Annotated in this window: 11 protein-coding genes, 2 pseudogenes and 2 riboswitches; of the genes and pseudogenes, 7 read left to right on the top strand and 6 right to left on the bottom strand. The window is 67.4% G+C overall.

Features of this window, described 5'->3' with window-relative positions; all coding sequences use genetic code 11:
- Nucleotides 1–351 precede the first annotated feature (351 nt).
- The gene (locus tag GEV07_29245; GenBank protein MQA06616.1) at nt 352–1170 is read right to left on the bottom strand and encodes a UTRA domain-containing protein; all 819 of its coding nucleotides are present in this window, start codon (nt 1168–1170) and stop codon (nt 352–354) included.
- Between the two features lie 116 nt (nt 1171–1286).
- The gene (locus tag GEV07_29240) at nt 1287–1484 is read right to left on the bottom strand and encodes a hypothetical protein (GenBank protein ID MQA06615.1); all 198 of its coding nucleotides are present in this window, start codon (nt 1482–1484) and stop codon (nt 1287–1289) included.
- Nucleotides 1485–1820: 336 nt separating this feature from the next.
- Here GEV07_29240 and GEV07_29235 point away from each other — a divergent pair, with 336 nt between their 5' ends.
- A complete protein-coding gene (locus GEV07_29235) occupies nt 1821–2675 on the top strand; it encodes an iron transporter (GenBank protein ID MQA06614.1) in 855 nt (284 codons plus the stop codon).
- Between the two features lie 626 nt (nt 2676–3301).
- Here GEV07_29235 and GEV07_29230 read toward each other — a convergent pair.
- A pseudogene (locus tag GEV07_29230) lies at nt 3302–3997 on the bottom strand (phosphomethylpyrimidine synthase).
- Between the two features lie 5 nt (nt 3998–4002).
- Here GEV07_29230 and GEV07_29225 point away from each other — a divergent pair.
- The 6 genes from GEV07_29225 (at nt 4003) to GEV07_29200 (ending at nt 9702) form a co-directional block, all read left to right on the top strand.
- Nucleotides 4003–4761, top strand: a complete 759-nt coding sequence (locus GEV07_29225) for a DUF1775 domain-containing protein (protein ID MQA06613.1) — start codon at nt 4003–4005, stop codon at nt 4759–4761.
- The gene (locus GEV07_29220; GenBank protein MQA06612.1) at nt 4521–5330 is read left to right on the top strand and encodes a hypothetical protein; all 810 of its coding nucleotides are present in this window, start codon (nt 4521–4523) and stop codon (nt 5328–5330) included. Before GEV07_29225 ends, GEV07_29220 begins: the two co-directional genes overlap by 241 nt.
- Nucleotides 5331–5728: 398 nt before the next feature.
- Nucleotides 5729–5864, top strand: a riboswitch (TPP riboswitch).
- A complete protein-coding gene (thiC, locus tag GEV07_29215) occupies nt 5857–7509 on the top strand; it encodes a phosphomethylpyrimidine synthase ThiC (GenBank protein ID MQA06611.1) in 1653 nt (550 codons plus the stop codon). It overlaps the preceding riboswitch by 8 nt.
- Before the next feature lie 83 nt (nt 7510–7592).
- Nucleotides 7593–7737, top strand: a riboswitch (cobalamin riboswitch).
- Between the two features lie 49 nt (nt 7738–7786).
- Nucleotides 7787–8419 carry a 5,6-dimethylbenzimidazole synthase gene (gene bluB / locus GEV07_29210; protein ID MQA06610.1) on the top strand — a complete coding sequence of 211 codons (633 nt, stop codon included), beginning with the start codon at nt 7787–7789 and terminating at the stop codon, nt 8417–8419.
- Between the two features lie 135 nt (nt 8420–8554).
- On the top strand, nt 8555–8923 hold the full coding sequence (locus GEV07_29205; protein ID MQA06609.1) for an ABC transporter permease subunit: 369 nt from the start codon (nt 8555–8557) through the stop codon (nt 8921–8923).
- Between the two features lie 32 nt (nt 8924–8955).
- Nucleotides 8956–9702: an ABC transporter permease subunit gene (locus GEV07_29200; protein ID MQA06608.1), complete on the top strand. Its 747-nt coding sequence runs from the start codon at nt 8956–8958 to the stop codon at nt 9700–9702.
- A gap of 32 nt (nt 9703–9734) precedes the next feature.
- Here GEV07_29200 and GEV07_29195 read toward each other — a convergent pair whose 3' ends face one another.
- The 3 genes and pseudogenes from GEV07_29195 to GEV07_29185 all read right to left on the bottom strand — a co-directional run bounded on the left by GEV07_29195 (nt 9735) and on the right by GEV07_29185 (nt 11266).
- Nucleotides 9735–10124 carry an amino acid-binding ACT domain-containing protein gene (locus tag GEV07_29195; GenBank protein ID MQA06607.1) on the bottom strand — a complete coding sequence of 130 codons (390 nt, stop codon included), beginning with the start codon at nt 10122–10124 and terminating at the stop codon, nt 9735–9737.
- Between the two features lie 96 nt (nt 10125–10220).
- Complete coding sequence (locus GEV07_29190) at nt 10221–10436, bottom strand: IS3 family transposase (protein ID MQA06606.1); 216 nt, start codon at nt 10434–10436, stop codon at nt 10221–10223.
- A gap of 395 nt (nt 10437–10831) precedes the next feature.
- Nucleotides 10832–11266, bottom strand: a pseudogene (locus GEV07_29185) (IS256 family transposase).

Below are 11266 nucleotides of genomic sequence, written 5' to 3'. Positions count from 1 at the left end.
CCACGGCAGCTAGGGTCTTTCATCCCGGCGGCTTGGCAGAAGCGCCGGGGAATCTCAGCTCGAGCCACCCCGCTCGTGTCGACCACGGCCGACCTGGGCGTGCTGACCGAGTAGAAGTTGTGGCATGGCAGCGGAGCTGGGTAGGTGGCAGCTGTTGCCCCGATCACCTGCCTGAGGGTAGGGCACTACGCATGTCCGAGGGGTGCCAGGCGCTAGCGATCAGGTAGCCGAGCGAGACCCGCTCGGCGGTCGTCCGCCGCCTCACGGAAGTGGGTCGAGACAGCCGCCGGTACAGCGACCTCCAGCAGCAACACAAGAAGCAATCGGGGCGCTCGGAGGAGAGAGGCGTTGTCAGCTGATCACGGGAGGATGCCCACGGTGGAGGGTGGCCTGTAGTGTCAAGCGATCGGCGCGGATTCGTAGCGACTCGGCATCCACCGGACGCCCGTCGGACAGATACGTGAGTCGCTCGATCGCGAACACCGCCGACCGGGCGGGGATCTCCAGCAGCTCAGCGGTGTCGAGATCGGCGCTGACCGCGTGCACCGCCACCTCGGCCCGTCCCAACAAGCACCCGGTTACCTCCTCGATCAACGCGAACACGTCCCGCCCGACCAGGTCGCCCGAGAGCACCTCGCGCCCGATGTCCTCGACCAGATACGTGGTATCCAGCGACAGCGGCACCCCGTCCAACCGACGCAGCCGCTCCAGACGCACCACACCCGCGCCCGCTGTCAGCCGCAGCCGCGTTGCGATCGCCGGCGGCGGGACGGCCAGTACCTCGGCCATCCGCACCTCGTTGGTCACCGCACCGTAGTCAATCAGCGTCTCGGCCAGCCCCGCCAGACGATCCAGACCATGCCCGTACTGCGGCATCACCACCAGCGTGCCGACACCGCGCCGCCGAATGATCAAACCCTCGCGCTGCAGCAGCTCCAACGCCTCCCGCACCGCGTTACGCGACGCCGCGAGTTCCGCCGCCAGCTCGCGCTCGTCGGGTAGCACCCGGTCCGGGAACTGGCCGGAGGTGATCTGCTGGCGCAACACGTCTGCTACCTGCCGCGCCCGCTCCGCGCGCGGCCGCGACGACACCCAGTCAGCGGATGTTCTCCGCCGCCGCAGGTCCCGCACGGATTCGGCTCGCTCGACATCAACGGCGTCTTCCTCCATGGCAGCAACGTACCGCCGTTGTGTTACGCCAGAGTTACGCCACCCATGTTGACCAGCGCGCCGAGGAACTGTCCAACATCCTTGACACAGCCCATTCAGGCTGTTGGGGTGGCGGGTCAGCCAGTGACCTGCCACGCCGTCGGTGGCACGGATGCTACTGGTGGGGCGACGAGGGTTGCGTGGAGCGGGTGGAAGTAGCGGCGGACGGTCTGGTCGCTGCCGCGATACCCCATCGTCTTGAGCTCGGCGGTGAGTACGGCGTCGGTGGTGCCGACGTTGAACCGTTCGTGCGGATACGGTTTGAACGGATCCACCTTGCTGCCGCGAGACTGGGCCCGCGGCCGCAGCTGTTCGGCATCGGTTGCCTGGGCGAAGCGATGCACTGTCCGCAGACATGGAATCCCGGCCCCTATCCACCAGGTTCGAGCCGGTGCTCTTCGTACCGGCTTCAACCACTGGTTCACTCGCGTTCCGCCTCCTGATCTTGCGTGCCGGACCACACCAGCTGGCAGTACTGGCGCGTCCCGGCGTTGTCGGGGCCGGGACGCCCGGACAGGCTTGCCAGGGGACCGCGCCTTTGGTTAGCCTCACCTAATCATCGCTTCTTAGGTTCACCTAACCAACTGCTACACGGGGGCTGGAGGATTCCCGTGTTCGGTAACTTCCTGATCGGACTCCGCGAAGGCCTGGAGGCCGCGCTCATCGTCAGCATCCTCGTCGCCTACCTGGTGAAGACCGGGCACCGCGACCGGCTGCGCGCCGTGGCCATCGGCGTCGGCGCCGCCGTGGTGCTCGCGCTCGGCTTTGCCGGCGCGCTCACGCTCACCGCCACCCAGCTGTCCGAAGAGGCCGAGGAAGCGTTCGGTGGCGTGCTCTCACTGGTCGCCGTTGCCCTGGTCACTTGGATGATCTTCTGGATGCGTCGCACGTCGCACCTACTGAAGGCTGAGCTCGAGGGCCAGGTGGAACGCGCACTGAGCATCGGCGCGCTCGCGGTGGCGGCAGTGGCGTTCGTCGCGGTCGCGCGCGAGGGCCTCGAGACAGCGCTGTTCCTCTGGACCAACATCACCCGCTCCGGCGAGACGGCCGTGCCGCTGCTGGGCGCCACCCTCGGCCTGCTCACCGCCATCGTGCTCGCCTACCTGCTCTACAACCGCGCAGTGCGAGTCAACCTCAAGTCCTTCTTCACCTGGACCGGCGGCTTCCTCATCGTGATCGCCGCCGGCGTGTTCGCCTACGGCTGGCACGAGCTGCAGGAGGCGGGCCTGATCCCTGGCGAGGACGCGAAGGCGTACGACCTCACCGGCATCATCGACCCGGAGAGGTGGTACGGCACGCTCCTCGAGGGCACCATCAACTTCGACCCCGACCCGTCGATACTCCAGGTCGTGGTCTGGCTCGCCTACATCGTTCCCACGGCCGTGCTGTTCTTCCGGCCGCGCCGAGCTGTCCGACAGGACGCACCGGCGGCCGCGCCGCACACCGAGACCGCGAAGCGGGGTTAGCAACGAACGTGCGGGGGCCCGTCGCGCGATGGTGGCTCGTGGCGGATCGTGGAGCTGGTTCGGGTCGGGTCGCAGCCGTGCACACTGCTTGGCCGCTCGGACGAGAGCAGCTCGCGCAGCGGTGGTGACCAGATCTTTGAGCTGGTTCAACGCGCGGTGCGGGACTTGACGCAACCGTCAGGGGCGACGCGCAGCACGCGGATGGCTTCGACGATGCCGGTGCGGTCCGTTGGGGACCGCGGTGGCCTCGCCGGAGAGGACGGCGCGGGCCGCGATTCGGCGTCGATCGGGTCGGACCTACCGCGCTGACGGCGGGTGCGCCGGTGGGGGCGGTTGATCTTGACCACGGACACGCCAGCGGCACCCAGTCGGCGGGTCAGCCCGGCACCGCGGCTGCCGGCGCCCTCGACACCGACGTGGATCAGGTGTCCGAAGGAGCGCATCCACGTCAGCATCCGCTCATAGCCGGGCTTGTCGACCCGGGGACTGCCGGCTGCCGAGCAGCCATCCTCGGGTGTCGAGCACCGCCGCGTGGTAAGTGCGGCGATGTCAACCCGAGCTGGCTCCACCCGTAAGCAGCTCGAGGTGGCTCCGCTGAGTCGAGGTGAGGACCTCGGCCTTGGTGGTCAGCGGGCTCGGCGGTCAGAGTCTCCGGCGATCGGGAGGTAGATCTTGTTGCCTGCCTCCGTGAACTCTTCGGCTTTGTCTTTCATGCCGGCCTCGATGGCGTCGACGGTGGCGAGGTTGTGTTCTTCCGCGTAAGCGCGGACGTCTTGGGTGATCTTCATGGAGCAGAACTTCGGGCCGCACATGGAGCAGAAGTGCGCGGTCTTCGCGGGTTCGGCGGGCAGTGTCTCGTCGTGGTAGGCGCGTGCGGTGTCGGGGTCGAGGGACAGGTTGAACTGGTCGACCCAGCGGAACTCGAACCGCGCCTTGGACAGCGCGTCATCCCAGTCCTGCGCCCTGGGGTGTTCTTTGGCGAGATCGGCGGCGTGCGCGGCGATCTTGTACGCGATGACACCGGTCTTGACGTCGTCGCGATCGGGCAGACCGAGATGTTCCTTCGGGGTCACGTAGCAGAGCATCGCGGTGCCACGCCAGGCGATCTGTGCCGCGCCGATCGCGGAGGTGATGTGGTCGTAGGCCGGTGCGATGTCGGTGGCCAGCGGGCCGAGGGTGTAGAACGGCGCCTCGCCGCACCACTGTTCCTCGAGCCGGACGTTCTCCGCGATCTTGTGCATCGGCACGTGACCGGGACCCTCGATCATCACCTGCACATCGCGGTCTCTGGCGACTGCGGCCAGTTCGCCAAGGGTCTTCAGCAGACATGACCGGCCGTGCCCGCGAGCGGGTGCGGCAGGAGAGGTGTGCTCGAAATGATGAAGAGATGGATGCTGCGCGCGGCCGCGGCGGGTGTGGCGGGCGTGCTCGCGGCCACAGCGTTCGCGCCGGCAGCATCCGCCCACGTGACGGTCTCGTCGCCCGACGCCGTCGGTGGCGGCTACGGCAAGCTCGTCTTCAGGGTGCCGAACGAGGAACCGAAGGCCGACACGGTCGCCTTGACCCTGCACTTGCCAGAAGACATGCCGTTCGCGTCGGTCAGCACGATGCAGAAGCCGGGCTGGACCGTCAGCGCCGAGGAGACCAAGCTCGGCAAGCCGGTCGAGAACGACGGGCTCAAGCTGACCAAGGCGGTCACGACCGTGACGTGGAAGGCCAAGCCCGGCCAGGCATCCCGCCCGGCTCGTTCGACGAGTTCCAGCTGTCGGTGGGACCATTGCCGAAGAGCGGCGGCGAGCTCGTCGCGCCCGCCGCACAGGAGTACTCCGATGGCACGACGGTGAACTGGAACCAGCCCGAAAAGCACGGCAAGGAACCGGAGCGCCCGGCGCCGGTGCTGGAGTTCGCCAAGGCCACCGGCGACAAACACGGCGGCGACGACGCCAGCGAACCCGCCGACGCGTCGACGGCGACCGACACCAGCGGTCCCGACCCGCTAGCGCGGGTGCTCGGCGCGGTCGCGGTCGCGGTAGTCGCACTCGTCGCCGCCGTGCTCGTGCGCCGACGCAGGACAACAACGCCGTGATCCGACGGCTACCCGCCGCGGTACTGGCGGTCGTCGCGGGCATCGCCGTTGCGACGCCCGCGACGGCCCCGCCGGCCGCGGCGCACAGCGTGCTCACCGCCACGGCGCCGAAGGCACGCAGCACAGTGACCGAGCCGCGCCCCACCGTGACCCTCACCTTCAACGAAGCGGTGCAGGCGAAGTTCGCCCGGGTCGTAGTGACCGACCCAGCCGGCGACCGGGTGAACGTCGGCAAGCCGGACGTCACGGACACGAACGTCACGCAGCGGATCCGGCCGTTCCCGGCCGCCGGCAGGTACCGCGTGGGATGGCGCGTGGTCTCGGCCGACGGGCATCCCGTCGACGGCACCTTCACCTTCACCGTACGCGACAGCGCTGTCACGGCCACGTCGCCGACCTCGTCGGCAACCACCAGCGCCGCCACGAGCACACCACCTACGGCGACCGGACGGCCACAGGCTCAGCAGTCGCTCCTACAACGACACACCACCCACCTCCTGATCGGCCTCGTCATCGCGGTCCTCAGCAGCGGCTTCCTCATCTGCGAACGACGCAGGCGACACGACTGACATCGCCACCTTCCTCCACGACTTCAGCCCGATGCCCACCCAGAAGCAGGTAGGCACAACCGCCGTCGAGCTCACCTGCGACCCCGGCCACGATCAAGCCACCCACCGGCTCACCCCGGCGGGCCTCGCCTATTGACAGCTGACCTGTCCGTTTGCGGATCCCGTCCGCGAGCGGGACGCACAGCAGGAACGGTAGCCGCGAGTCCGGCCGGGGTTGGTGGCGATCAGCAACTCCATTCCCACCGATCCTCAATCCTTGGCGTAATGACTGGGCTTCCCCCTCTTGTGAGGCGGTTGTCAACGCAGACCACCCCATCTCGAGGCAGCAGTGGGCGTGGGCAAGCCGATCTCCTCCCGTTGCACGACTGGGCGGTGGCGGCTAGGGTCACCGGCGACAAGTGCATAACCACGGGAGCCCGCACCGCAAGCGGGCTGAGAGGGCGGCTTTCTCTTCTCCATGGAGAGGAGCGAGTGCCGCCGACCGCCTGAACCTGTCCGGGTAATGCCGACGTAGGGAGAGAACGCCATGACGGCTCCGCAGAACACCTCGGTGTCTCCGACGATCACCACCGGGCCTATCCAAGGCTCCAACAAGGTCTACCTCGACGGCCCGGACGGCATCCGCGTCCCGGTGCGGCGGGTCGAGTTGACCAACGGCGAACACTTCGACTCCTATGACACCTCCGGCCCCTTTACCGACGAGAACGCACCCATCGACATCCGGGCGGGTCTACCGGGGCTGCGCACGGGCTGGATCGCCGCCCGCGAGCCGGTCAACGGCGCCGTCACCCAGGTCGCCTACGCCAACGCCGGGGTCGTTACCCCGGAGATGCGGTTCATCGCGATCCGCGAGGGCGTCGACGTCGAGCTGGTTCGCTGCGAGGTGGCGCGCGGCCGGGCGGTGATCCCGGTCAACCGCAATCATCCCGAAGCCGAGCCGATGATCATCGGCAAGAGGTTCCTGGTGAAGGTCAACGCCAACATCGGCAACTCGGCAGTGACCTCCTCGATCGAGGAGGAGGTGGACAAGATGGTGTGGGCTACCCGGTGGGGTGCAGACACCGTGATGGACCTGTCTACCGGCCGCGACATTCACACCACCAGGGAGTGGATCCTCCGTAACTCCCCAGTGCCGATCGGCACGGTACCGATCTACCAGGCGCTGGAGAAGGTGGGCGGAGACCCGGCGGAGTTGTCTTGGCAGGTCTATCGGGACACCGTGATCGAGCAATGCGAGCAGGGCGTGGACTACATGACTGTGCACGCCGGGGTGCTGCTGCGTTATGTGCCGCTGTCCGCGAAGCGGGTCACCGGGATCGTCTCCCGCGGCGGGTCGATCATGGCGGCCTGGTGTCTCGCGCATCATCGCGAGTCGTTCCTCTACAGGCACTTCGCCGAGCTCTGCGACATCCTGCGCACCTACGACGTCACGTTCTCCCTCGGCGACGGACTACGGCCGGGCTCCATCGCCGACGCCAACGACGAGGCGCAGCTCGCCGAGCTGAAGACCCTGGGAGAGTTGACCGCGATCGCCCGCGCACGCGACGTGCAGGTGATGATCGAGGGGCCTGGCCACGTCCCGATGCACAAGATCGCGGAGAACGTGCGGCTGGAGGAGCAGTGGTGCGACGAGGCGCCGTTCTACACCCTCGGACCGCTGGCCACCGACATCGCGCCGGGCTATGACCACATCACCTCCGCGATCGGGGCGGCGACCATCGCACAGGCCGGCACCGCGATGCTGTGCTACGTCACGCCCAAGGAGCATCTGGGCCTGCCCAACCGCGACGACGTGAAAACCGGAGTGATCACCTACAAGATCGCCGCGCACGCCGCGGACCTAGCCAAGGAACATCCACACGCGCAGGCCCGCGACGACGCCTTGAGCCAGGCCCGATTCGAGTTCCGCTGGACGGACCAGTTCCGGCTCTCCCTCGACCCGGACACCGCGCAGTCCTTCCACGACGAGACGCTGCCCGCCGAGCCGGCGAAGACCGCGCACTTCTGCTCGATGTGCGGCCCCAAGTTCTGCTCCATGAGGATCACCCAGGATGTCCGGGACTACGCCGAGGCACACGGACTGACCAGCGTCGAGGCGATCGAAGCGGGTATGGAAGAGAAGTCGGCCGAGTTCACCGACCACGGCGCACGGATCTACCTCCCGATCGCGAACCAATAGACGACCGACTACCCCGGCAACCCGAGGAAAGCGCAAGCGACCACCGACATGCTGGACAGCGAAGCGGAGTCAATGAAGGCCCCAGCGCGGCGAGAATCGAGAGGCGCGATTCCGGCCCGGGCCTGCCGCGGTGACCGGGAAGCGCACGCCCATGCCTGTGAGAGCAGCCACTGGGCCAGCTTGGTCTGGAAAGGCGGGCGGATAGTTGTCGATCCGGGAGTCTGAAGACCGGTCTCGCAACACCGCGCCGGCGATCGACACTGCAGCGGAGCCTGCCATGCCCGAGTTCTACGACGTCGTCTACCGCCGCCGTGATGTACGTGCCCAGTTCACCGGCGCACCGGTGGGCGAGGCGGTCCTGGACCGTGTCCTCGCCGCCGCGCATGCCGCCCCGAGCGTGGGACTGACCCAGCCGTGGGATTTCATCGAGATCCGCGACTGGCGCACCCGCCGGGCCTTCTACGACCACGTGCAGGCCGAGCGGGAAGTGTTCGCCGCCCAGCTCGATACGGCCACAGCGAACCGTTTCGCCCGCATCAAGATCGACGGGGTGCTGGAGTCCAGCCTGTCGCTGGTGGTCACCTACGACCCGCAGCGGGGAAGCCCGGCGGTGCTGGGGCGGCATGCCATCGCCGATGCCGGGCTGTACTCGGTGTGCCTGGCGATTCAGAACCTTTGGCTGGCTGCCACCGCCGAAGACTTGGGGCTGGGCTGGGTGTCGTTCTACCGTGAGCCGTTTGTGCGAGATCTCCTCGGTATTCCCGCCAACATCCGCCCCGTCGCCTGGCTGTGCCTCGGCCCGGTCAGCCACTTCGAAGACACCCCGGATCTGGAACGCTCCCGCTGGCGGAACCGCCGGCGCCTGGAACAAGCTCGTCACCACGAACGCTGGGACGATAAGAACACCTGAATGGCTGGGTCCAACGCGAGTCGCGCGCCCGCTTCATAACCGGATCCGCCTGCGGACACAAGCGATCGCGTACCTGGGAGCGATGGCTCCCTTAGATCGCCGAGCAACTGCACTCGCATCAAGTGATCCTTCCTCTTGCTGCTCAACACGATCGCGGGAGTCCGGGAGGTGGACGAGAACCTGCTACGCGCTGCTCGTACCTTCGGTACCAGCAGGGCGGCCACCGTCGTGCACGTCGCCATTCCCGGTGCGTTGCCGACCATCCTGGTCGGAGCACGCATCGCCGCCGGCACCGGATGGATGTCCCTGGTGGCCGCCGAGCTGGTCGGCGCAAGCAGTGGCCTCGGCTTCTCCATCGAGTACTACCGCTCACTGGTGATGGCGCCGAGCATGATCGGGTTCGTCGTCGTCATCGGCTTCTTGGGCATGTTGACCAACGCCGTACTGCTCGCCGTACAGCGGGTCGTGACGCCGTGGGCTCACAACGGCGAGGTATCCCCGTGACGAGACGCCACTTCGCTGCCGTCCGCCAGGCCGTGCTGGCGCCGGTCCTACCTGTCCTCCTGGTGGTGGTGTGGTACCTCGCGAGCCGGGACTCGACCCCCAGCTCGGCCTACCCGTATCCCGCGGCGATAGTTCGCTCGGGGCTACGTCTACTCACCGACGGCGAGCTGTTGCAAGCGTTGGCGACCAGCCTGATCCGTGTGCTACTCGGGTTCGGCATCGCGCTCGGACTCGGGCTCGGACTCAGCCTGCTCATGGGTCGCCTCCGTGTCGTCCGTGAGATGTTCGACCCACTCATAGAGTCCGTCCGACCGATCGCACCGATCGCGCTCGTTCCGCTCGCGATCCTGTGGTTGGGTACCGGCAACGCGTCCGCGGTGAGCATCATCGCCTACGCCGCGTTCTTCCCGATTGTCCTCAACGTCACGGCGGCGGTGCGCGACCTCGACCCGAGTCTGGTGGATGTCGCCCGAACGTTCGGCGTGAGCGAACTGACGATCCTGCGACAAGTGGTTCTCCCCGGCGTCTTGCCTGGCGTCGTCGTCGGGGCACGGCTGGGCATGGGACTCGGTTGGGCTTCTGTCATTGCTGCGGAGCTGGCCGTCGGGTCCGACGTGAGCGCGAGCGTAGGTATCGGCCAGTTGATGCTGACGTTCTACCAGTACGACGCCGACCCCAACCCGATCGTCGTCTGCATGATCGCTGTTGGCCTTCTCGGGTTCGCTCTCGACATGCTCATGCGACAGACGGGCCGGGCGCTCGCACCGTGGCATCGGTGACGCGCTGAGCGCGGCCGACGTCCGTGGCTCAGTCAGTCGACGATCTGGTCGCCGAGTGCGCTACGTGCCTCGTCGATCTTGTCGACGAGACAGGCGAGCACAACCTGTCCCTCGCTGATGGAGATCTCCAGCAGGGCTTCGATGTTGACGTTCGCGTTGGCCAGCTGCCGAGCGAACCGCGCGCCCTCGCCCGGCTGGTCGGGGCAGCGGACGAGCACAGCTGGACGGGTGTCGAACGGGATTCCCGCAGCGTCCAGTGCGCTGCTGGCGGCGGGCTCGTCGCTCGCAGCGAAGACGATGGTGCCGCGTTCTCCGGTCGTCACGCCGCCGAGCTCGAGGTTCACCCCGTCTGCGGCCAGGGCCTCACACAACCGAGCCAGCTCGCCGGGTTGGTTGGGCAACTGGACGGTGAAGAGGTTCATGACAACCTCCTCCTTTCGCCTCACACGATACGCCTGCAACGCGGGCGGATCGACCTGGGCTGTGTCAAGGATTTGGATAGTTTCTCGGGTTATTGGTCATGCAGCGGTTGCTGCGTGTTGGTGGTCGGTGAGTGCTTCGTGTGGGGTGCGGTAGGCGTGGGTGGGGTGCAGCCTGCGGCGGTTGTAGAAGACCTCGATGTACTCGGCGACGGTGAACCGTGCTCGTGCTCGGGTGGGCCAGGTGTGCCGGTGGTGCATGCCGTTCTTCAGCGCGGCGAAGAAGGGCTCGGCGACGGCGTTGACGCTCAGCACACGCCGGTGCGGCCGAGGCTGTCGGCGCAGAAGGCGGCGAACGCCGTTAGAGGTGTATTGGGCGGATTCAACTGGTCGTCGCAACGCCTCGATCGTGGAGGTGTTGATGGGCAGGCCAGCGGGCTGGATGAAGGAGTTGACGGGCAGAGCGCCGATGAAGTCGCCGGGGAAGCCGTCGCTTCGCCGCGACGTGGAGCGGTTGTTCTGGCGTGAGGTCGCCAAGGGGCCTGACCAGTGAGGACGCCGCGGTCGCGGTTCCAGTTCTTCTGCGTCTCGCCGGTTTGCTCACCCGCACGAGCGTCGCGTACACGGACGCGATGCCGTCCCGACACGGCAGTGCACGACTGGGTGAGCGCCGGCCACACGAGCGCTGCCTGGAGTTCTGGCTGGGTCACCTCCTCGTGGGTGGTGTCGACTGCTTGTGCTCGGGCGAGGACGTCGAGTCCGAGGTAGCGGCGGCCTTCGGCCCACTCGTCGTGTTGCTCGGCGAGGACGGCGCCGACGAGCCGGATGATGCTGTCCCGGTTGGGGAAGATGCCGACCACGTCGGTGCGGCGGCGGATCTCGCGGTTGAGGCGCTCGTTGGGGTTGTTGGACCAGACCTGCCGCCAGACCTCCTTGGGGTAGGTGGTGAAGGCGAGGATGTCGGCGCGTGCCTGCTCGAGGTGGTCGGCGAGGGTGGGGAGCTTGTCGGCTAGGGCGTCTGTGACGCGGTCGAACTGGGCGTGCACGGCTTCGGCGTCGGGCTGGTCGTAGATCGAGTGCAGCAGTGCCTTGACCCAGCCCCACGACGACTTCGGTGTGGTGGCCATCAGGTTGGCCGCGTAATG

The sequence above is a fragment of the Streptosporangiales bacterium genome, assembly GCA_009379825.1.
Taxonomy (GTDB): Bacteria; Actinomycetota; Actinomycetes; order Streptosporangiales; family WHST01; genus WHST01.
The sequence above is the reverse complement of the archived record's forward strand: the minus strand, read 5'-3'. Positions and strand labels throughout refer to the sequence as shown.